The sequence below is a fragment of the Peloplasma aerotolerans genome (assembly GCF_030012175.1).
Lineage (GTDB): Bacteria > Bacillota_I > Bacilli_A > Acholeplasmatales > Acholeplasmataceae > Peloplasma > Peloplasma aerotolerans.
The window spans coordinates 24,634-49,128 of sequence record NZ_JASCXW010000003.1; the positions used below are offsets into that span (position 1 = coordinate 24,634).

16 protein-coding genes and 1 riboswitch are annotated in these 24,495 nt (G+C 33.2%); of the genes, 14 read left to right on the forward strand and 2 right to left on the reverse strand.

Going from position 1 to position 24,495, the window contains the following annotated elements:
- Positions 1-44: 44 nt before the first annotated feature.
- Entirely contained in the window at positions 45-1,571 is a 1,527-nt protein-coding gene (gpmI, locus tag QJ521_RS01740) for a 2,3-bisphosphoglycerate-independent phosphoglycerate mutase (protein ID WP_282838687.1), read from the reverse strand.
- Between the two features lie 137 nt (positions 1,572-1,708).
- Positions 1,709-1,823: riboswitch (FMN riboswitch) on the forward strand.
- A gap of 70 nt (positions 1,824-1,893) precedes the next feature.
- Between gpmI and QJ521_RS01745 the strand changes: the two genes are divergently transcribed.
- The 4 genes from QJ521_RS01745 (at position 1,894) to QJ521_RS01760 (ending at position 5,266) form a co-directional block, all read left to right on the forward strand.
- Positions 1,894-2,571 carry an ECF transporter S component gene (locus tag QJ521_RS01745; RefSeq protein ID WP_282838688.1) on the forward strand — a complete coding sequence of 226 codons (678 nt, stop codon included), beginning with the start codon at positions 1,894-1,896 and terminating at the stop codon, positions 2,569-2,571.
- 32 nt (positions 2,572-2,603) lie between these two features.
- Positions 2,604-3,071 carry a hypothetical protein gene (locus tag QJ521_RS01750; RefSeq protein ID WP_282838689.1) on the forward strand — a complete coding sequence of 156 codons (468 nt, stop codon included), beginning with the start codon at positions 2,604-2,606 and terminating at the stop codon, positions 3,069-3,071.
- 100 nt (positions 3,072-3,171) lie between these two features.
- The gene (eno, locus tag QJ521_RS01755; protein ID WP_282838690.1) at positions 3,172-4,467 is read left to right on the forward strand and encodes a phosphopyruvate hydratase; all 1,296 of its coding nucleotides are present in this window, start codon (positions 3,172-3,174) and stop codon (positions 4,465-4,467) included.
- Between the two features lie 115 nt (positions 4,468-4,582).
- Positions 4,583-5,266, forward strand: coding sequence for a hypothetical protein (locus QJ521_RS01760; RefSeq protein ID WP_282838691.1), 684 nt, complete (start codon positions 4,583-4,585; stop codon positions 5,264-5,266).
- Here the strand turns inward: QJ521_RS01760 and QJ521_RS01765 are convergent.
- Positions 5,232-6,359: an SLC13 family permease gene (locus tag QJ521_RS01765; RefSeq protein WP_282838692.1), complete on the reverse strand. Its 1,128-nt coding sequence runs from the start codon at positions 6,357-6,359 to the stop codon at positions 5,232-5,234. The two genes, QJ521_RS01760 and QJ521_RS01765, sit on opposite strands and share 35 nt — an antisense overlap.
- A gap of 338 nt (positions 6,360-6,697) precedes the next feature.
- Here QJ521_RS01765 and QJ521_RS01770 point away from each other — a divergent pair, with 338 nt between their 5' ends.
- The 10 genes from QJ521_RS01770 (at position 6,698) to QJ521_RS01815 (ending at position 24,482) form a co-directional block, all read left to right on the forward strand.
- Complete coding sequence (locus tag QJ521_RS01770) at positions 6,698-10,444, forward strand: hypothetical protein (protein ID WP_282838693.1); 3,747 nt, start codon at positions 6,698-6,700, stop codon at positions 10,442-10,444.
- 152 nt (positions 10,445-10,596) lie between these two features.
- A complete protein-coding gene (locus tag QJ521_RS01775) occupies positions 10,597-12,069 on the forward strand; it encodes an ABC transporter substrate-binding protein (RefSeq protein ID WP_282838694.1) in 1,473 nt (490 codons plus the stop codon).
- Positions 12,070-12,139: 70 nt separating this feature from the next.
- Complete coding sequence (locus QJ521_RS01780; protein ID WP_282838695.1) at positions 12,140-15,109, forward strand: extracellular solute-binding protein; 2,970 nt, start codon at positions 12,140-12,142, stop codon at positions 15,107-15,109.
- Positions 15,102-16,049, forward strand: a complete 948-nt coding sequence (locus QJ521_RS01785) for a carbohydrate ABC transporter permease (RefSeq protein WP_282838696.1) — start codon at positions 15,102-15,104, stop codon at positions 16,047-16,049. The genes QJ521_RS01780 and QJ521_RS01785 overlap by 8 nt, the downstream gene beginning before the upstream one ends.
- 9 nt (positions 16,050-16,058) lie before the next feature.
- Entirely contained in the window at positions 16,059-16,940 is an 882-nt protein-coding gene (locus QJ521_RS01790; protein WP_282838697.1) for a carbohydrate ABC transporter permease, read from the forward strand.
- Positions 16,941-16,948: 8 nt separating this feature from the next.
- Positions 16,949-18,970 carry a YIP1 family protein gene (locus QJ521_RS01795; RefSeq protein WP_282838698.1) on the forward strand — a complete coding sequence of 674 codons (2,022 nt, stop codon included), beginning with the start codon at positions 16,949-16,951 and terminating at the stop codon, positions 18,968-18,970.
- Positions 18,963-21,206 carry a DUF5696 domain-containing protein gene (locus QJ521_RS01800; protein WP_282838699.1) on the forward strand — a complete coding sequence of 748 codons (2,244 nt, stop codon included), beginning with the start codon at positions 18,963-18,965 and terminating at the stop codon, positions 21,204-21,206. Before QJ521_RS01795 ends, QJ521_RS01800 begins: the two co-directional genes overlap by 8 nt.
- A gap of 9 nt (positions 21,207-21,215) precedes the next feature.
- Positions 21,216-22,106 carry a carbohydrate ABC transporter permease gene (locus QJ521_RS01805; RefSeq protein WP_282838700.1) on the forward strand — a complete coding sequence of 297 codons (891 nt, stop codon included), beginning with the start codon at positions 21,216-21,218 and terminating at the stop codon, positions 22,104-22,106.
- Positions 22,103-23,047 carry a carbohydrate ABC transporter permease gene (locus QJ521_RS01810; protein ID WP_282838701.1) on the forward strand — a complete coding sequence of 315 codons (945 nt, stop codon included), beginning with the start codon at positions 22,103-22,105 and terminating at the stop codon, positions 23,045-23,047. Before QJ521_RS01805 ends, QJ521_RS01810 begins: the two co-directional genes overlap by 4 nt.
- Before the next feature lies 1 nt (position 23,048).
- A complete protein-coding gene (locus QJ521_RS01815) occupies positions 23,049-24,482 on the forward strand; it encodes a glucoamylase family protein (RefSeq protein ID WP_282838702.1) in 1,434 nt (477 codons plus the stop codon).
- The last annotated feature ends 13 nt before the right edge of the window (positions 24,483-24,495 follow it).

Below are 24,495 nucleotides of genomic sequence, written 5' to 3' on the forward strand. Positions count from 1 at the left end.
CATATCATATTGCTAGACCACTTTTATTTTTATTTAATCAATTATTATTTTCTAACAATTAAACTCTTTCCTGTCATTTCTTTAGGTTTTTCAACACCCAATAAATCAAGAAGTGTTGGAGCAACATCACATAATGCACCAGTATTAACTTCAATATCTTTTTGAGTAATAATGACTGGGACGAGATTTGTAGTATGAGCTGTATGCGTGTTTCCATTTTCATCACGCATTTTTTCTGCGTTTCCATGGTCAGCAATAACAATCGCTGTTCCACCGATTTTTTGAATCGCCTCAACAACTTCCTTCGTACATTGGTCCACAGTTTCAACAGCGATTCTAGCTGCTTCAATTGAACCAGTGTGACCTACCATATCAGGGTTCGCAAAGTTTAATATCATTGTGTCAAAATTTCCTGATAAAATCGCTTCAACTGCTTTATCTTTAACTTCAAAAGCACTCATTTCAGGCTTTAAATCATATGTAGCAACTTTTGGAGATTCTACAAGGATTCTTGTAGACCCTTCCATAGTTTTTTCACTACCGCCATCAAAGAAGAAAGTAACGTGTGCATATTTTTCAGTTTCTGCAAGTCTTAATTGCTTTAAACCTGCTTTAGCGATTACATCGCCATATAAATTATCTAGAGTTTGTAGTTCATACGCTAATGGACCCTTAACAGTTTCATTATAGTGCATCATCGAAACTAAGAAGATGTCGGTTGGAACATTTTTAAGATCAAAATTTGGTTTTCCTGGTGTTTGATACTCTTTGGTTGCTGTTGGGTTGGAAAAAGCAGTTGCTAAACGAATCGCACGGTCAGGTCTAAAGTTTGCGAATAAAATCGCATCGTGGTCTTGAACTAATCCTTTTTCATCAGCCACGAATGGAATAATAAATTCATCTGTCACATTTTCATCATATGAAGCTTGTATACCATCTAAAGCATCTTTATAATGTTTTCCGGTACCTAAAACCATATTATCAAAAGCTTTTTGAATGCGATCCCAGTTGTTATCTCTATCCATCGCATAGTATCTACCAGATACTGTTGCAACTTTCATGCCGTGGTCAATTAAATCTTTTAAAAATCCTTTACCAGAGGTTTGAGCTGTATCTCTTCCATCCATAAAGGCATGTAAATAAGGTGTTAACCCGTGAGAAACAGCTAAATCATGCAATGCTTTAATATGTGTTGGGTATGCGTGTACCCCACCATCACTAACTAATCCGAAAATATGGATTTTTGAATTATTCTTTTTAGCATGTTCAATAGCTTGTAAAAAAGCCTCGTTCTTGAAGAATGAACCATCCTTTATAGCAACATTGATTCTAGTCAATGATTGATAAACAATACGTCCAGCACCTAAATTTAGATGTCCTACTTCACTATTACCCATTTGACCATCAGGTAGACCAACATACTCTCCACTTGCTTGAAGAACATTGTTAGGATATTCTTTAAATAAATAGTCTAGAAATGGTTTTTTAGCAATTGATACTGCATTGCTTGGACTATCAGGAGCAAGCCCATAACCGTCCATGATAATTAATCCTGCAAATTTTTTATTCATATATATACTCCTTCTAACGTTTTTGTCAACTCTATTATACTTCAAAAACAAAAACATGCTCGAATCTATGCTAAAAAAACGTTTTCAATAGAGGGTTATTGCTTTTTAAAATAAATATGTTAAAATATTGCTGTAATTGAATACTTCGGGGCAGGGTGAAATTCCCGACCGGCGGTAATAGTCCGCGAGCCTTAGGGCAGACCGTGTGTAACTCATGGACCGACAGTAAAGTCTGGATGGAAGAAGATGATGTCAATTTGACGTTTCCTTTTTGTCGCCGAAGTAATTTGGCGATATTTTTATTAACTAGGAGGTTAAATTCATGTCAAATTACTTACGTTTAAAAAAGATGCTTTATATCGTATCTTTAGCTGCTGTTTCCATTGTTTTGGGATTAGTAGAGATTACCTGGCCAATCCCAGGTGCGAGTTTCTTAAAGCTTGATTTTAGTGAAGTTGCAATTTTGGTATCTTTACTAGTATTAGGGAATAAAGAAACAGTTGTTGTTGTGTTGATTAGAAGTTTTTCTAGAAGACTATTTAACGGGTTTGATTTAGCAGGTATTGTTGGTGAAATGATTGCAATGTTCGCATCATTTGCAATTATTATTGGTTACAATATTGCTAAGAAGATTTTGAAAAATAAAGAAAAACCATTAATTTATGAAGTTAGTGTTAACAATAATCATGTTAGCAAAAAAGAGTTTATTGTGACGACTTTAACGATTACATTATTACTCACAACAGTTTTATTTGCACTAAATTTCTTCATTACAACACCAATATATTACACAATACCGAACCCATATGTTCCTGTTTTGAGTATTAGCGGTAGATTGCATTTCCATGTCTTTTCATTTATTCCCGATTCACCGTTCTCATATTTAGAATATTTTTGGGCACTTTTTGTAATCTATATGCCATTTAACATAACAAAAGGTATATTAGTAAGTGTTGTGTTCTTAATGTTGAAACCAAGACTTAAATATTTAGAACTTTAATATGTTATAATATACCATGAGGATGATACAATATGAAATTTAGTGAAATGTTGAAAGAACCAATCCAAAAAGGTGACATAATGCCCGTCATCAGACAGGGCATTTTTATGTCTTTAATGGGTGGGTTATTAATTGGATCATTACATTTGTTATTCACCTATTTATTCAACTTTTCACTGACGTGGTTAATGCTTTTTATTTTAGCTTTCCTAACGGCTAAAAGAATTAAAGGAGCTTATATTCAGTATCATATACTTTATTCTATATTAACTGTATTTTTCTTTTTTCTAGCGTATTACTTTATGTCTATCACACTATATGGCGGATTATATTTTTTATCTGGTATAACTGAGTTCAGACACTATGTATCTTTATTCAATCCATTGATCCATTTTGAATTTTTAAATCCATTTACAGGATATTTTTTTGCAGTTGAAAATTTGTTTGAACTGTTATTCTTCATCATTGGGACGATTTATGCATATAGACACAGTAAGTAAACGTTTTTATTGTTTAAGTTCTTTCAATACACAGACATTTTGTGTATAATTAATAGTAGTAAACAAACAGGCAGAAAAAACTAAATAAAGGAGTGAAAATATGCCATTTATAAGCGATATTTACGCACGCGAAGTGCTTGATTCAAGAGGAAATCCAACGATTGAAGTTGAGGTTTATACAGATTCAGGAGCTTTTGGACGCGCAATTGTTCCATCAGGAGCATCAACAGGAGAACACGAAGCAGTAGAACTTAGAGACGGTGATAAGAAACGTTATCTAGGTAAAGGGGTATTAACAGCAGTTCACAATGTGAATGAAATTATTGCACCTGAGTTAGTAGGATTTGATGTAACAAATCAAGTTGGTATTGACCAAACAATGATTGAGTTAGACGGCACAAAAAACAAATCTAAATTAGGTGCAAATGCAATTTTAGGTGTATCTATGGCTGTTGCAAGAGCAGCATCAGATTTCTTAGGTGTTGAATTATACCAATATCTAGGCGGATTTAACACGAAACAATTACCAGTACCTATGATGAACATCATCAACGGTGGATCGCATGCAGACAACAATGTTGACTTCCAAGAATTTATGATATTGCCAGTTGGCGCTAAAACTTTCAAAGAAGGCATTAGAATGGGTACGGAAATTTTCCACAATCTAAAAGCTGTATTAAAAGCTAAGAATTATAACACAGCAGTAGGTGATGAAGGTGGATTCGCACCGAACTTAGGCTCAAACGAAGAAGCACTTCAGGTGATTATTGAAGCGATTGAAAAAGCAGGTTATGTACCTGGTAAAGATATTTTACTAGCTATGGATGTTGCTTCATCAGAATTTTACAACAAAGAAAAGAAAACTTATGTATTAGCTGGTGAAGGTGGAAAAGAATTCACAAGTAATGAGCTAAGTGACTTCTATGCAACACTTGTAGAAAAATATCCAATTATTTCAATCGAAGATGGTTTAGATGAAAATGATTGGGAAGGTTGGGTTTACTTAAGTCAAAAACTTGGTAAAAAAATCCAATTGGTTGGTGACGACTTATTCGTTACAAACACTGAAAAATTAGCTAAAGGTATTGAAATGGGTATTGCAAACTCAATTTTAGTTAAAGTAAACCAAATTGGTACATTAACTGAAACATTTGATGCTATTGAGATGGCTAAACGTGCTGGATATACAGCAGTTATTTCTCATAGAAGTGGTGAAACAGAAGATACTACAATTGCTGATATCGCTGTTGCTACTAACTCTGGTCAAATTAAAACTGGTAGTGCATCAAGAACTGATAGAATTGCTAAGTACAATCAATTGTTAAGAATTGAAGATCAATTGGGTGGTAGCGCACAATATCTTGGATTAAAAACATTTTACAATCTAAAAAAATAAACAAAAAGATAAGGCAAGATTTCATTTGAAGTCTTGCCTTTTTATTTTGTATTGAATTAAAACATTTATCATTGTATACTAAAACTAAAAGATATTCTAGAACACAAGGTGAATCATGAAACTAAAAGATTTAATATGGGTTTTTGTTATTTTGGGAATCACAGCATTCGTTGCTTTTCCACTAACGAGATCTTTATTTGAAACAGCAACAAATAACTATCCTTATTTCATGGGATTCATTAAAACAGCTATCCTTGCAAGTATGGGTGAGATTTTGGTCAATCGAATCAAAAAGGGAAGTTATTTTTCTGAAAAAGGAATCATAGCAAAATTTATTGTTTGGGGTTTTTTGGGAATGGTTTTCGTCTTAATATTTAAAGTCTTTGCATCTGGTATCGTCGCTGCACAAACTGTAAGCCTTTTACCATCCATAAGTGATAATAACTTTCTATCCAATCTTTTAACTGCGTTTTTAATAAGTTTCTTTATGAATTTATTCTTTGCACCATCATTTATGATTTTGCATAGAATTACAGATAATTATATAGAACTAGGTATGGGAAATCCAAAGCAGATATTAAAAGTGAAGTTTTCACTAGTCATTGATCGAATTGATTGGAAATTTTTCTTCGGATTTGTCGTCATCAAAACGATACCGTTATTTTGGATTCCAGCACATACAATTACATTCTTGTTACCAGAAAATTATAGAGTTTTAATGGCTGCTTATTTATCAATTGCTTTAGGAATTATTTTAACATTTTCTAAAACATCAAAGGTAGCATCAAAACAACAATAGAAATTACCACCATAAAAATAAGCGAAAGTACAGTATACGTTATCAAGTATTTTTTTGTTTCACTCGGATAATCTTTAAGCATATACTTAAAGGTTATTAAACTTGCCAATGATGCGATAATTGTTCCCATTGAGCCAACATTTACACCTAAAAGAAGCTGTTGCCAATATGCTTTTGCGGTAAATGTCGATAATAAAACTGCTGCAGGAACATTACTAATCAATTGACTTGTTAGAAGACCAGTAAAATAAACCGAAAATTTCGAATCAAGTAACCCAATGATCTGAGAATTGATTAGATTCATTTGCCCTAAATTGCCCGTGAATATAAAGAATGATACAAAAGTTAATAACAACGTATAATCCACGCGTTTAAAAAGATGATTCCCATACAATAAAGCCAAAAACAAAGTGATTCCTAATGTATACCACTCAGGTAAAATGTTAAGCACACACAAAAGTCCATTGAAGAGGATTAGACTACATAAGCCTAACTTTTTCCATAATACTGTTGGTGCAATAATGCTGAGCTGGCAAACAGTGTTAGGAATTTTTATCATAGTAGTGATTGATATTAAAATAAGTCCAACAATTGCTATTGGTAACGTAGTCAAAATAAACTCAAAAAAAGGAATATCATAAAATGCATATAAATAGATATTTTGTGGATCCCCCATCGGTGTTAATGCACTACCCAAATTTGCAGCAAATGTTTGTAAAATAATGATGATAATGACATGTTTTTCTTGTTTCGTGTGTCTCGTGATAAATATTGTAAAGGGGACAAGAGTTAACAAGACAGCATCGTTTGTCAAAAACATTGCTAAAAAAAAGGTTGCTAGTATAATAAAGAACCCTATCCACCTAATGCTTTTAAAATGCATAATGAGTTTCGTTGCTACAAAATCAAAAAAATGCGTTTCATAAAACCCTTGAACAGCTATCATCAATGTAAACATGATTATCAAAACTCTCCAGTTGATGTATGTTAAATATGCTGTAGATGGCGAAATAATAAACATTGATAACACTGCAAGAATGGTTGCGATTATAAAAACTTTATCTCTAAAAAAATAGCGTGCTGTTTTAAACATATATACCTCATCTATCATACTAGAAACATTATAATACTTTCATCGAAATATTAATCCATAAAAAAAATAAAATATAAAATAATTCATTTCTATTGAAAAAAGAAAGCGGTTGCATTATAATGTAACTGAAACGTTTCGATTAAGATATCGAACGTGACTGCAGATGATTTTCTAACTTAACCCAGTTTCAGTAACACCAAGAAAAGTCCTTGCTACAACGATGATGTAAGCGATTTCAAATGGATACGTGAGTCTGGATTATATTTTAGACAAAACTCGAAACGTTTCGATTGAACTTTTTTTGCATGGAACAAGAAACAAAAAATAGGAGGAAAGAAATGAAGAACGCTGTAAAATATTTAACTTTATTTTTAGTTATGGGACTGTTATTTACAATAGCTGCCTGTAAGCAAGATGATCCAACACCATCTGAACCAACACCTACTGTTGATCCTACGCCTACAGATGACCCAGTGATTGTAGATTTCAATGTATTAGGTAATTGGGCTGATGATGGTGATGGTGTCTATACGATAACCACAAATACAGCAGCAGAACTTGAGTTCTCATATGCAAAAGGTACATTCCCTAATGCATCAATGAGTAGTGCACTTATTACTGAAGATTTATCAGTTTATAAAAAGCTGGTTATCACAGTTGAAGGTGCAGGGACTATGTTGTTAAGACTTGAAACAAGTGACTCAACACCAACTAGAGAAGTTGGGTTAAATGTTACAGGTATTCAAGGAACTTATGAGTGGAACTTAATCAATGCAGCTAGCTTTTTAGAAAAAGTTAACAAGATAACTATTATTGCTGCTCCTGATAAAGAAGATTCAATTGGTGTTATTAGTTTAACTAAATTGATGTTCCAAGAATCAGTTGCTGATGGGTTTATCATTAACGATGGATTTAATAATATTCCTACAAACGTCAATGAATACAATGGAACTGATGAAATATTCAATTTCAATGATAAATGGGAAAACTTTGCTGAAGAGACATATACAATTGTCAAAGATGGCGATGTGTTTAATGTTGACTTTACAAAAGGTGCAGGATTTGAATGGTCTGCAATGCAATCAAAAGTACAAGGAACATTCACTGACTTTAACTTTGTTGTTGTAAAAGTATCAGGTACAGCAGGACAACCAATCATTGTGAAAGCAGCTGATGGCGTTGAAACAAGAATTATATTGAGTGGAGAAATCCAAGAAGTAGTCGTTGACATATCAGAGATGGCTGTTGCTCAAAAAAATGCTATTCAAGCTATCTTAATTTTTGGTAATGCAGGTAGAGTAGGATCAGGTTCATTTACAATTCATGAAGCATTTATGATTGATGATTATGACTATGAAGCACCTGTATTCGTAAAGAATATCTATAATGGCATTGATTCAGAGTTTGCAGTTGGTCACTGGTTTGATGGTGGAGATGTTGTATATACCATTACTGAAGCAGATACTGAGTATCATGTAGAATATTCAAAACTTGATGGTGGTCTAGAATATGCAAATATGCAAGCTCTTATTGAAGGTGACTTTAGTAACTTTGCTAAGATAGAGTTTGAAATAACAGGACAAAATGCAAAAACAGTTTTACTCAAAGTTGAGGGAACTCAAGGCGTTAAGGAAGTACCAGTTACATTTGATGGAACTAGACAAGTTATTGTTTTCGACTTAATGACAATGACACCTACACAACTTGATGCACTTAACAAGCTTGTAATATTTGCTGCTCCTGGTGGTATCGGTGCTGGTGAATTTACAATTCATAGTGTTAAATTTTTGACATCCGATTATGATGCTAATGGTTTATGGGAAGAAGTCGATGCAGACACTTATGATATTACATTTGGAGAAACGACTACCGTAGCATATACAAAAGTAGCTACTCAAGAATGGGCTCACATGAGAGCACTATTTGATGCTGAAGATGTTGCAGGACTGAATACACTAACAATCGTTATTAAAGGTGAAGTTGGAAAAGAAATTCTAATCAAACCAAATGATGATGGAGCAATAGAGCAATCTATTACATTCATTGATACTGATCCAGTTACATTAACATTTAAAGCAGAAACATTTGTATCTATTATCTTATTTGCTGAACCAAATGTTGCACCTGCTACAGGAACATTTGAGATTATCTCAGTAACGCTAAGTTATGTGATACCTGAAGCTGACTTTGATCCAACCTTGATATTAGATATCAATAATAACTGGGAAGAAAATGATCCTGACACATATGATTTCACATATGAAGAAGATGGATCAGTTACTGTTGATTATGATAAAACAGGTTGGGCTTTCATGAAGCAAACCTTTAATGCACAAGAAGTTGCTGGTTTAAATACAATGACAATCGTATTTGAAGGTACTGTTGGCAAGCAAATTATGGTTAAACCAAATGATAGTAATGCTCTTGAACAATGGATTACATTTACAGAAGATCCATATGTGTTAACAGTATTCTATGAAAATGGATTTACAAATCTATTAATATTCGCTGAACCAGATACAGTTGCAATGGATTCATTCACTATTATTTCAGCAACACTTAGCTATTCAGTAGACATTAATAGTAATTGGGAAGAAAATGATCCTGACACTTATGATTTCACATATGAAGAAGATGGAACAGTTACCGTTGATTATGATAAAACAGGTTGGGCATTCATGAAGCAAACCTTCGATGCAGAAGCAGTAGCTGGTATGAATACAATGACAATCGTATTTGAAGGCACTGTCGGCAAGCAAATTTTAGTTAAACCAAATGATAGTGGAGCGTTAGAACAATGGATTACATTTACTGAGGATTCCCATGTAATGACAGTATTCAATGCAAGTGGATTTATGAATGTATTAATATTTGCAGAACCAGATACAGTTGCAATGGATTCATTTACAATCGTTTCAGCTATGTTAAGTTATGTAATGCCTGAAGTTGATTTTGATCCAACATTAGTCTTAGACGTTAATGCTAACTGGGAAGAAAATGATCTAGATACTTATGATTTCACATATGAAGAAGATGGATCAGTTACTGTTGATTATGATAAGAGTGGTTGGGCATTCATGAAGCAAACCTTTGATGCAGAAGAAGTTGTCGGATTGAACACATTAACAATGGTATTTGAAGGTTCGCTTGGTAAACAAATAATGGTTAAACCAAACGATAGTAACGCACTTGAACAATGGATTACATTTACTGCTGATCCTCATGTACTCGTCGTTCGTTTTGCAGATGGATTTACGAATGTATTAATATTTGCTGAACCTGATACAGTTGCAATGGATTCATTTACAATCGTATCAGCAACACTTAGTTATACAGTAGACGTCAATAGCAACTGGGAAGAAAATGATCTAGATACTTATGATTTCACATATGAAGAAGATGGATCAGTTACTGTTGATTATGATAAAACAGGTTGGGCATTCATGAAACAAACTTTTGATGCACAAGAAGTCGCAGGTCTGAACACATTAACAATCGTACTTGAAGGTACTGTTGGCAAGCAAATTATGGTTAAACCAAACGACAGTAATGCATTAGAAGAATGGATTACATTTGCTGATACTGACCCTGTAACGTTAACATTTACTGCAGAATCATTTATGTCAGTTCTTATATTTGCTGAACCAGATACAGTGGCAGCAGGTACGTTCACAATTGTTTCAGCGACATTAAGCTATGTTGCTCCAGTCGTTTTAGATGATTTAGATGTTACATTGGACTGGGCAGACAATGGTGATTCAGTTTATACATTTACTGAAGATGAAGGCACATTAATTGTTGATTATGTAAAAGTGGATCAAGGGTGGTCAACTGCTGTTTTAACAGCTAGTGATACATCTGGATATAATAAATTCACAATTACAATGACAGGTACTGAAGGAAAACAAGTCTTAGTTAAGGTAAATGATGCCATTGAAAATTGGGTTACATTTGATGTAGATGGTAATGGCACAGCTACCATTACAGCACCTAATATTCACAGTGTGCTATTGTTTGCAGAAGGCGGAGTTGATACAGTTACTGGTTCATTTATAATCACTTCAGCAATTTTATCGTACGAATAAAGATATTTAGAATCACAAAAATATAAATCTAATCAAATTGCGAGCATTTCCTTTTGGCTTTTATGATCAAACTGCTCGCAATTTTTAGATTAAACAATGATTTCTTCAAACAAATCACTGTTTCGTGTTATATATTAAACAAGGAGGAGAAAATGAAAAAGATTTTGATGATATTTGCATTTGTCTTTTTAACTGTTGGGCTAGTTGCTTGTGGAGGATCTACTGAAGATCCTACAACACCAGTTGATACAGATGATCCAACATTGTTACCAGGACAAATAGAAATCACATACGCATCTTGGGATTTAGGTTCACCAGAATCAGAAGAACCTAATATGCAACGTTTAATGATTAAAGCATTTGAAGAAGCATACCCTAATATTAAAGTAAGAATTATTGAACGTCCAAAAGTACCTGGAACAAATGATGATTTAGGATGGAATGAGTTTTTAGCAGCACGTGCATCAACACAAACACTTCCTGATGTATTTCAGGCGGATAATATCCCATTTTATGTCATTAATGACTGGGCATATAATTTAACTACAATTGCAAACGCTGATGATGAGTATATTAATGTCAGTGAAGATATTAGAGGCGTTGCTACTTATGATGGTAAGGTTATGGCAATACCTAACGCAGTACATTATGCTGGATATGTAGTCAATGAAACACTTTATGATCGACAAGGACAAAACTATCCAGAAATCGATACCAACATGACTGATTTTTTAGCTTATACTAAAGCAGCAGCAAACCATGCTAGTAATAACAATAACGGTGTTGTCGGTTTAGAAGGTATCGAACATATTATTCACTGGTATCCAGCACAGCTCAATGAAAATTATCGCTGGTTTACATTATCAGATAATGGATTTAACTTAAACTCAACTGAGTTTACAACAACCATGGAGTTATATAGAACTTTAAGAACAGATACAACTTATGTCTTAGAAGCTTTATATGATGCCGCTGGTGCAGAAGATTCACAAATTGAAATTGGAAATATCTTCCCAGAAGGTGATCCGTTTAACAATGGGAATATTCTTGCTAAATGGTTTTATTCTTGGGATTTTGGATGGATTCAATCAAACATAAATTCTGGTCAATACACATGGGATTTAGAGTTTATAGGAACTCCTGTTGTTAACGGAAACAAACGTGTACCGATTGTCGCAGATTTTTACACAATCGCATCCAATTCATCACACCCTGAAGAGGCATACTTACTTGCTAAATGGATGGGATTTGGAAAAGATGGCTATTTGAAACGTGTTGAGCTCTCAGAAACTGTACCTGGGATATCTCAAGTTAATTTTGCGCCAATTCAAAATGATGAAGAATTACTTGACGCTTATTTTAATCTATATCCTAACTTTCAAGGATTAAGAACAATTATTGAAACAGGTACATTTATTGTTGAACCACCTAAATATTTACCTGGTTATATTGCCGCAAGATATACAGGCACGTATGATGCAGAAAACAAAATGTCAGATATTTTGGTTAAATTGATGGCTGGAGAAGTTGCATTAGCAGATATTAGGACACAACTAAACACGAGAGCAAACGCATTATACAATGAGGCAAGAAACAGTTTTGAAAATGCATTACAGAATAAATAGTTAACCAAGACTCATGTGAGAAGGAGTCCTATATGGATTCCTTTTCACAAAAATTATATCGGAGAAACATATGAAAATAACTGTTAAAATGAAAAAATACATAACACTCATATTGGTTTTGATTGTTTCCTCCTTTATCATATTAGGATTGAGTGGTGTTTTTAGAAGTTCAGAGACACCTAAACCGATCTTAACTTCACTGGAATCAGTCTATCTAGAAGGCTATTATTCGGAATATTTAAATACATATGGTCATCATCAAATAGACACTGAACAATCTCATAAGATTGATGCAGTGGATTTTGTGCTACCTGAAGGTGAAACACTAAAAGAAGATTTACAAAGTTATGAATGGGTTGATAATTCTAGTATTTTTATTCACGTTGATATTGAACTTGAAGGTTTATATTATGTTCATATCAACTACTTGTCGCTATCTGTATCTCACATACCGATTGGTCTTTCAATTAAACTAAATGGAGATGAATTTCCGCCATATTATGAGGCATCTCAAATTACACTCAATACATTATGGGCAGAGTCATCTGCACAAATGGGTGTTGATCGATATGGTAATGATGTGAGTGTCACTCAAGAAACCTATGACATTGTTCAAGATGTCGTTATTAGAGATTCTAGAAAACTTTATAAAGATGGATTAGCATTTTTCTTAGAACAAGGGGAAAACATTATTGAAATAGAGAAAATATCGGGTCAATTACTTTTAAATGAGGTACGGATTGAATCGAAGAAAAACTATATAACATATGAACAATACATTTCTAATTATACTGAACAAAACATTGACTATATTCAAAGATTTGAAGCAGAAGAAAGCTTGTATAGAAATTCTTCAACCATCTCTAGAGGAATTAGTAGAGATCCTTTAGTTGAACCTTACTCAATGACAAAACTTAAATTAAATGTCCTAGGAACAGACTCATATGATAATGCAGGTGATGCTGTCACTTGGGCTGTTGATATTGATCATCCAGGATGGTATTATATTACATTTAAAGCATCTGTAGGAAGACAAAATACGACATCTTATAGAACGCTTTATATCAATGGAGAATTACCTTTTGAAGAAGCTAGACATCTACCTTTTTCTTACGATAGAAAATGGCAGAACATTACTTTGCAAAACATCAATCAAGAGCCATTACAAATATATTTAGAACCAGGTGACGAAATAACTTTAGAAGTTGATGGCACATTGTTTTCTGCTGTCTATGAAAAATTAAGAATCATAACATCTGAAATGAGCACGCTTGGTTTAGATGTTACCAAACTAACGAGAAACAATACCGACAAAGGTATCGATTGGGTTATGCTTGATTATTTTCCTAATCTTCATGAAACACTCGCTAACTGGGTGGAAGAATTAAATGAAGTTAACAACGTTTTAAGAGATTTATACGGATTCGAAAGAGATGCACAAGTTGTTCGTGATATCGAAGCTGGTATCTCTAGAATTCAAAAGATTCAAAGCGATATTAATGAGTTACCAAGAAGATTAACACTTTTATCAACAGGTTCATCAAGTGCAGTTCAATTGATTACAAATCAACTTGATAATATATTGAAACAACCAGCAATTATTGATGCATTTTTTATCCATACTGATCTAGAAGATTTACCAAATCCTAACCCAGGATTCTTAACGAATACATGGGTCTTTTTTGCAAGATTCTTCTTATCTTTTGTCGATCCATCATATTCAGAAAAAGCTAGAGAAGATGAGCTTGAAGTTTGGGTAAATCGTTCTCGTCAATATGTCGATATGATTCAAAAAATAGCTGATGATCAATTTACTGTAGAAACAGGAATTAAAGTAAAAGTTTCTTTAATTAATGATGATTCAAAATTACTTTTAGCAAATTCAGCAAATCAGCAACCCGATGTTGCTTTAGGTATCTCAGCATGGATACCTAATGAATATGGAATGCGTGGTATGCTTTATGATATGAGTCAAGCTGATGGTTTTAGTGATGTCATACAAGTCTTTAATCCAGAACAACTTATTCCGATGACATACGACGATAAACTCTATGGCTTACCAGAGACAGAAAATTTCTTTGTCTTATTTTATAGACGAGATATTTTAGAACAACTTGATTTAACTGTACCAAACACTTGGCAAGATGTGTTAAACATGCTGCCAGTACTTAGAAGATATGGTATGAGTTTTTATATACCATTATCATCATCTAGTGCACTTAAATCGTTTGATTCAACCGCACCTTTTATTTATCAGTTTAATGGTCGAATTTATTCAGAAGATGGTTTGTCCTCTGCAATCGACCATGAAAACACAATACAAGCATTATCATTTATGACGGACCTTTATAGAGAATATAGTATGCCTTTTCAAGTTCCAAGTTTTTTCAATAGTTTCAGATACGGAGAAATACCAATAGGTATTGGTGATTTTGGTATGTACTTGCAGTTAATGAATGCAGCATCAGATATTAGCGGTTTATGGGAGATTGCCTTAGTGCCTGGCATTGAACACGAGGTTTTTGATGAACAAACAGATACTACAGAAAATATCATCAATCGATCAATGGGTGGTGCGCAACAAGCAAGTATTATCTTTGAGAAGAGCGAGAAGAAAGCAGAAGCTTGGCGATTTATCTCCTGGTGGATGTCAACAGAGACTCAGTTGCTGTTTTCTCAAACCATGGTTAACACATTGGGAACACGATACTTATGGAATAGTGCAAACATGGAAGCTTTTGAAGCGTTTAGTTGGGATCCAAGCCATAAAGAAATAATTCTGGAACAATGGTCGCATTTAAAAGAAGTACCCAAAATTCCAGGTAGTTATATTATTGAAAGAGAAATTAGCAACACATGGAATAGTGTGGTTTATAATGACGCAAACTTAAGAAGTACAGTCAGTGATGCATTAATAAAAATTGATCGAGAACTCGCACGTAAAATGATGGAGTTTGGTTATTTAGACAGTAGTGGTAATGTTATAAAACCATTTATACTACCAACGGTAGAAAATATCATGAGGTGGTATAATGAGTAGATTTAGTAAAGCCAAACTCAAAATCAATAAATTCATAGATAGAGAGAAAAAAGAATTTAAAAATGACGATAAGGCGGCATATTTTTTCACGTTACCATACATTATTTTGTTTATTACATTTATCGTCATTCCAATCGCTTTAGCTATGGTCTTATCATTTACGACATTTGATATGGTTTCTTTTCCTAAGTTTAACGGATTTAACAACTATATTTATTTGTTAACAAGCGATGAGGAGTTCATGAAATATATCTTGCCTAATACGATAAAGTTTGCAGTTATCGTTGGACCAGGTGGGTATATTCTTTCATATGTGATGGCATGGGCTTTAGCTCAACTCCCACATAAATTAAGAACTGTTTTAGCAATCGTTTTATACTCTCCTTCATTAACCGCAGGGGTTACAATGACCGTTGTTTGGCGTGTCTTTTTCGCTGGAGATGAATCGGGCTATTTAAACTTTATTTTACTGGAATTAGGTATGATTGTTGAACCTATCGCTTATTTACAATCCCCTAATTATTTATTTACCATTATGATTGTGGTGGCTTTATGGGGTAGTATGGGTGTAGGATTTTTAGCGATGCTTGCTGGTATTTTAAATGTAGATCAAGAGCTTTACGAAGCTGCTTATATTGATGGTCTAAATAATCGTTTTCAAGAAGTTATCTATATTACGATACCTGCAATGAAACCTCAAATGCTTTTTGGAGCCGTTATGGCTATCGTTGGAACATTTAGTGCAGGTGCACTAGGTGTTTCGTTATCAGGTTCCAATCCGACTCCAAATTATGCAGGATCTTTGATTGTTAACCATATTGAAGACTATGGGTTTATTCGTTATGACATGGGATATGCAGCTGCGTTATCTTTAGTGTTATTACTCATTATTTATTTCTTCAGTAGACTAAGCTGGAAATTCTTTGGCGAGAAAGACTAGGAGGTCAAGATGAAAAAAATAAAAAACTTTAAAGCAGTTAAAATTAATCCTCCAAAATTCACTTGGGCTCAACTACCATTTTTATTGATGGTTTTACCGATTGCAACATTTATGGTATTACCATTAATCTATATTTTTAATCATGCATTTAAACCTTTTGATGAATTGATAGAATATCCGCCAAGATTCTTTGTTAGAAGACCGACATTAGAAAACTTATTTGAATTGTTCGAAACAGCGACCACGACTGGTATTCCTGTTTCAAGATATTTATTTAACAGTATTGTTATTACAATCATCGTTGTGTTTTTATCAATCTTTTTAAGTACAATCACAGGTTTTGCACTTTCCAAACTTAAATTTCATATCAAAGGAACGATATCACACATCAATACGATAGCGATGATGTTTGTTGGTACAGCAGTTGTTATTCCAAGATACATCATCATTGAACATCTAGGTTTAGTCGATAATTTCTTTGTTCATATAATTCCAGTAATTGCCATTCCGGTAGGTTTATTTTTGGTCAAGCAGTTTATTGATCAAATACCAGATGAAATTATGGATGCTGCCAAAATCGATGGTGCAAGTAGTTGGACGATATACGTTAAAATCATTCTTCCACTCATTAAGCCAGCAGTAGCAACTATCGCGATTTTATCATTTCAAGCAGTTTGGAATGATGCAAGTATATCAGCAACATACATCAACTCAGATTCATTAAAAACATTTGCCTATTACATGGCGACTTTAGCATCATCATCAAATGTTGTAGCTGGACAAGGGATGAATGCTGTCGCATCTTTAATCATGTTTATGCCGAACCTTATTATATTCATATTCCTTCAAAGTAAGGTTATGAATACAATGGTTCATTCTGGAATTAAGTAGGTGACCATATGAGAAAATATATAATCACCATCATTTTAATCATGGGTATCTTGCTTTCCCTCAGCTTTGAGGTGAAAGCTTCTAACCCGTCATCTTATGGAATCCCTTATCAAACTTACACATTAAATGCATCAAATCGATTGATACCTACTCAAACCGCATACATGCCTGTTGGGAATTTCGGAAAAGAATTAGGCTTAACCACACCTGAGGATATATTTTATGAAAACAATTTAATCTATATTGCCGATACTGGTAACAAAAGAATTGTAGTTTCTAGTTTAACAGGTGAACTTATCGATATCATTTCATTTCCTGAATTTATGCAACCAACAGGGATATTTGTCAAAGATGAACTCATATATGTTGCAGATAAACAGGCTAAAAATGTGTTTATAATCGATATGTTAGCAAATGAAATCGTACAAACAATCGAGAAACCAACATCCCCAATTTATGGACAAAAAAATGATTTTGTCCCAATAAAAGTTGCAGTTGATTCAAGTGATAGTATATACATCGTTGGTGAAGGATCAACTTCTGGCATTATTCAGTTAAACTATGCAGGAGAGTTTGTTGGGTACTTAGGTATTAATACAGTCGTTTTAAGTTTAAGAAGAATCTTATATAACATTTTCGTTCAAGATCCAGATTTAGCATCATCTCTTCCTGCATCTCCAACAAATATCGCTTTAGGATCAAAGGGATCGATTTTGACAACAAATGTTAACGTTAATGAAACATTTAAGAGATTAAATATATCAGGATTAAATACATTACTCCCAACAACTGTTTATCCTACACAGACATTATCGGATATTTGGATGAATCATGAAGATTATATTTATCTCGTGTCTGAAGCTGGTGATGTTTATGAATATGATAGTAACGGAAACATGTTATTTTACTTTAATACAAGAGATCAAGCACTCACTCAAACACTCGGTTTAACATCTAATGCCAAAGGTGTTATCACTGATCATAGTGGTAATTTATATATTTTAGATCGCGGCTATAATGCGATTCATGTTTATCAAAGAACTGTTTTTGTTGACTTAGTACATGAGGCAGTGACTTTGTATAATGATGGAAAATATTTAGAATCAAAACCTATTTGGGAAGAAATCATTCGTCAAAACTCTTCATTTGCATTAGCACATTCAGCATTAGGTGCTGCACTTATGAAAGAAGGAGAGTATGATCGTGCATTAGAAGAGTTTTATGATGCAAGAGATTATCTTGGGTATTCAAATGCTTTTTGGGAAATTAGAAATGTAGCAATTCAAGAAAATCTTACAATATGGGCATTATTTATCATTGGGTTTTTCATATTTATGAAAATAGGATTAAGAGTTTTTAGGAAATCCATGGTGTATCCGAAATATGAAAAAGTTAAAAAAACAATCGGAGATAAAAAACTTGTTCAAGAACTTGCTTTTAGTATGAATACATTTAAACATCCTGGAGATATGTTCTATGGGATAAAACGAGCTGAAAAAGCTAGCTATTTATCTGGACTTATTGTTTTCCTATTGTTTGTTGCTGTTTATTTAATTAACTTTTATGGAACAGGGTTCCTATTTAGATCAACAAATCTCAATAGTGTATTTGTTCAACTTTTCACAGTCATTGGTGTATTCATGCTATATGTCATTGTAAATTATTTAATATCAACTTTAAATGATGGTGAAGGAAGATTTAAAGATGTATTTATAGCAACCAGTTATATTTTAGTTCCATACATTATCTTTACACTACCAATGACATTTTTATCACACTATTTAACTTATAATGAAAGTTTTATATTCGAGTTCTATCATCAAATTATCTTTGGATGGACAGTTATTTTAATGATTATTTCTATTAAAGGTGTCCATAATTACACTTTCTGGGAAACAATTAAGAATATACTCATTATCATTTTTGGGATGTTTATACTTGTTTTAATTGGTCTGTTGATTTACTCGTTCTTAGGACAATTGATCGAGTTTGTTTTATCAATCATCAAGGAGGTGATTTATCGTGTATAAAACCTTGATTTTTAAACGCTCATTATACTTTATCATCATGGTTATGTTAATTTCTTTTACAGTTTATGCACTTGATGGATCCACTTTAAATGATGTTGATATTCCGAGTTTTGATGTTATTAGTCCTTATGTCGACTCAAATAGATATACGCATAAAAAAAGTGATGCAACTGCATTTAATCAACAATATTTCTTTGATGACGCATTAGAAATCGTTACAAGTTCTGGAATCGTATATTTAGATGAAGCATCATTAGCTTTTCAAGTTGTCAATAGTAATGGCTATATTTGGTCTTCAACAATTGATTATAATGTTGCAGGTTTACCTAATACATTTAAGGAACGTGCAAGAAGTGCGATTATTTTAGAATCATATAACACTGAAGCAACCAATTTTGCGATTACCGAAGAAAACTTGTTTACAAATAATACGGAAATAACAACCCAAATCATTACGAACGGATTCCATTCAACCATCACTTTTGGTCGTTCAGGTATCACGATTGGATTATATGTTACATTTGGGCATAATAAAATTACTGTAGAGATACCAGATGATGAAATTGATGAATCAGGTGCTTTTAAAATATCTAGCATTAAAGTGTATCCTTATTTTGGAGCTGTCTTAGAAAACAACATCCCTGGTTATGTATTTTTACCAGACGGAATAGGTGCACTTGTCGACTATAAGCCGACAAATCCACTAGTGAGCACAAATTATCAAAAAGAAATATATGATCGTAACATTGGTTATAATACAGAATCGAATATGAATAACTTCTTGAGCGGAGGGACTAAGATTTACGCACCAGTTTTTGGATTTGTTCATGGTGTTAATCAAAATGCAGTCTTCGCAGAGATTAAAGAAGGTGCACCTTATGGCATGATAAACTTATATTTCCCTGCAAGAACAAGAGGTTATACAACTGTATTTGCAGAATTTGTTTTTAGAAAAACGTATCGACAACCTATAGATAAAGTCGGAAATACCATTTCACTTCTTCAACAATTCGGAAACGAGATATCAATAAAAATAGAGTATACATTATTAGAAAATGAAGACGCGAACTATGTTGGTATGGCAAAAGCATATCGTGATAGTTTATCATCGGAGTTAAGTGGAAATCGTTATGATTTTGAAGATATACCATTAAAGTTAGATACAATAGGTATTGAGAGAAAAGATGGTTTGTTATTTCCTCAGACGATTGTGATGACAACGTTTAATCAGTTTAACGATATTGTCTTAGATTTACATGATAAAGACATCCATCATATTATTGGTAATTATCAGGGGTTTACTAGACAAGGTGTAACATGGTCCGCACCAATGTATGATAAAACATCATCTCGTTTAGGAAATATGAATGATTTAGAATCATTAAGTAAATCCTTAACCGAGTTATATTTTGTTACTGAATATATGAAAGCCTCTAGTAGATCTAGTGGATATAACCAGTATTTTGATTTGGCTAAGAAAATAAATGATCAGCTATATCAATATATATCTTCAACTGATCGAAAATATTTACTTCAATATGATAAATTGGAGTCATTATTGTTTGAAAGTTATATGGAGCTAAAAGAATATCCAATTGATGGGTTGGCAATTCAATCGATGGGGAATTTATTATATGATGATTTTTCTAAACAAAAATATTTGCCTGAACTCATTGAAATGCTTAAGTCATCACTGGATTCACTAGATGCGAAAATTGCTTTATATGATGTGAATCAATACTTATGGGGAAATATTTCAAGTTTCTATGAATTTCCAATGTATTCAAGTCAATATATTACATTCGATGATACTGTTCCCTTCTTATCAATTGTTTTAAGTGGAAGTATTCATTTATATGGACCTTATGCAAATTTCTACCCATATGCAAGAGATGAACTATTAAGATTGATTGATTTTGGTGTTTATCCATCATTTATAGTGACACACGAATCATCGATAAAACTTCAAGAAACAGGCCTTGAATCGATATATTCTTCTAGATATCAAGATATTCAACATTCTATTTCTGCATATTATCATTTTGTTAATAATGCATTAAAGCATGTGATTGGAGCTAAAATTACGCATCGTGAAATTCTAGAAAATGGAATTGTTGCAATCACATATGATAATGATATTCAAATTATTGTGAATTACCGAAGTATAAACTATAATTATGCAGATCAAATGGTTACTGCTAAATCATATTTAATCGTAGACTTAAATGAAGGATAGGAGGACGACATGAAGAAAAAACATAAAATATCAAGAAGACTTAGAGAAAATCTAATTGGATATTCATTCATCGGCATCTGGATTGTCGGGTTTTTCGTCTTTATGTTTTATCCTTTCATGTCATCGATTATTTATAGTATGAGTGTTGTTAGTATCCTCGGTAGTGGTATTGACCTAGAGTTCGTTTGGTTTGAAAATTTTAGAAATATATTCAGAATTGAAGAAGGTTTTGCGTTTATAGAAGCCTTAATAGATTTTTTAAAAGAAATCATTTTTCAAGTTCCAATCATTATCGTCTTCTCAGTTCTAATCGCTGTTTTACTCAATCAACCCATTAAGGGAAGAGGCGTTTTTCGATCTATTTTCTTCCTTCCAGTTATCATATCGAGTGGACCCGTTATTAATGAATTGGTTACACAAGGTGCTGGAGGAGCTAATATTTTTGAAAGTTATGGATTTATCAGTATTATTGAAAACACGTTAAATCCAAGTCTAGCTGCACCAATCATTAGTGTATTTTCAGAAATCATTATTATTTTCTGGTTTTCTGGTGTGCAAATATTAATATTCCTTGCTGGTCTACAAAAAGTTGACCGTCAAATCTACGAGGCTGCATCCATTGATGGCGCAGGACCTTGGGAATCATTTTGGAAAATTACATTACCATCACTATCAAGTCTAGTTTTTGTCAATGTGATTTATACGATTGTTTTACTTTCAACATTCTCAGAAAATCCAGTCATTTTAAGAATTAAAGCAAATATGTTTAATATTAATACAGGGTATGGCATGGCATCTGCAATGGCATGGGTATATTTCATCATCGTGATGTTAATGATTGGTTTGGTTGCTTTAATCTTCATCCCTAAAAATCCGAAAGTAAGGGGGCGAAATCGATGAATCAAACAATACATCAAAAACCTAAAAGAACTTGGAAAACAAAAATAAGAAAATTTATACTAGGTAATACAGGAGCTGACTCTCCTTTAGCGAAAATTATTATATATATTTTGCTGATTAGTATAGGATTTTTATACATTTATCCGATGCTTTATATGTTATCAACAAGTATGAAGAGTCAAGCTGATATTATCAATCCAATTGTTAATTGGGTTCCGACTGCATTTTACTTTGGGAATTATGAACGTGCATTTAGAGTATTAAGATTTTTCCCAACCTTAACAGGTAGTTTAGTTATTACTTTAGTCCCAGCACTTATTCAAACATTGGTTACCTCATTTATTGGATATGGCTTTGCTAAATTTGAGTTTAAGTTTAAGAAAGTTTGGCTGGTTTTAGTTTTAATGACATTTATTATTCCAGTACAAGTTTATATGATTCCAAGATATGTTATGTTCTTTGAATTTAACTTGTTAGAAAAACCAATGGCAATCATTTTACCAGCTTTATTTGGTCAAGGTGTTAATTCAGCAATATTCGTTTTGATATTTTATCAATTCTTTAGAATGATTCCTAAATCCATTAATGAAGCTGCTGAAATTGACGGTGCAGGTCCTTATTACATATTTTTTAGAATCGCAGTACCACTAGCCATTCCTGCCTTTATTACATCGTTTTTATTTGGTATGGTATGGTATTGGAACGAAACATATATATCTTCATTGTTTTTAGGATCCGGTTATCCTAATTTGCAATTAAGATTAGCCAATTTCGTTTCTGAATATTCGCAAATTTATGCAAGTGATACATTATTAAGAATTAATGAAGGTGTTCGTTTAGCAGCAACTCTTCTAATCATCTTGCCAATGCTGATCGTATATTTTACAATTCAACGATGGTTCGTTGAAGGCGTTGAAAAAACCGGAGTTACAGGAGAATAATATGAAAACAAAAATGAGATACAAGGATTTACATATAAATAGGTATTTAATTTTCATCATCTTTACCTTATTTACATTGGTACTCTTTGCTTGTACACCCTATAGCGAGCCTGTTGAATCAAGTATACCAACTGATCCAATTGATCCAACAACACCAGTAGAAACTCAAATACCAGATGAAAACACGAAACTTTATCGAACAGATGTAAGAAGTGATGTTAGTCAAGTTGTCTTAGATGAACTTGAACTTGGATTTCTATTTTTCTGGGAGTTGGCAAATGATAACCGTGAATCTAATGGGTATGGTTTAATCCCAGATCGATTTAATACGTTTACAGGCAATCCTGGAAGTGTTTCTAGTATAGCGTCTGTAGGGTATGGTTTATCAGCACTTCCGATTGGTATAGAAAACAATTGGGTAACAAGACAAGAAGCTGAAGAAAGAGCATATTACACATTAGTAACTTTTCAAAATATGCAAAGAACTCATGGCTTTTGGTACCATTTTGTAAATATGTCAACGGGTCTTAGAGAATGGAATTCGGAAGTTTCTATTATTGATTCAGCTATATTTATTAATGGTGCATTGACAGTAGGTAGATACTTTGGTGGACGTGTGCAACAATTGGCATATCAACTCTATGAAGAAATTGAATGGAATTGGTATTTTGACCCAGTCAATAATATGTTTTATATGGGTTATCGTCCTGAAAGTGGTTTTGAAGGGTATTGGGATCATTATGGCGAGCAACTAATGGTTTACGTGTTAGCTGCTGGTAGTCCAAACTACAAAGTTGGAAAAGGCGCATTTCAATTCATGAAGTTCTCATCAACCCTAACGAGTTCAACAGATAATTATGACAGTTTTTATTTGACTTGGACTGGATCATTATTTACATATCAATATTCACATGCATGGGTAGATTTTCAATCCTATGTTGATTGGCAAGGATATTCATGGTTTGATAATAGTGTTAACGCAGTAGATGCAGCAATCGCATACGCAAAAACAAGAACTGATTATATTGGAATTCACGAGCATTCATGGGGTATGTCAGCATCTGATGGTCCTGGAGGGTATGTTGGTCCTTATGGTAGTGCACCATCAGCAGGATCTGCTCATGTTGTTGATGGAACAGTCCCAGCATACGGAGCGATAGGATCGATTGTCTTTAGGCCACAACAAGCAATATCAGCCATGGAGAATTATCGAACATATGAACGTTTTTGGAGCGTATATGGTTTCAAAGGAGCTTATAACCTAGATTATTCATCTAACGGATGGTTTGCTAATGATATTATTGGTATTGATAAAGGTATTTCGATTTTAATGATTGAAAATTATATGTCACAAATGATTTGGAAAATATATATGGAAGTACCTTATGTTATTGATGGATTAGAAGCTTTAGATTTCACACAAATAGATACATAAAACAAAGAGGACA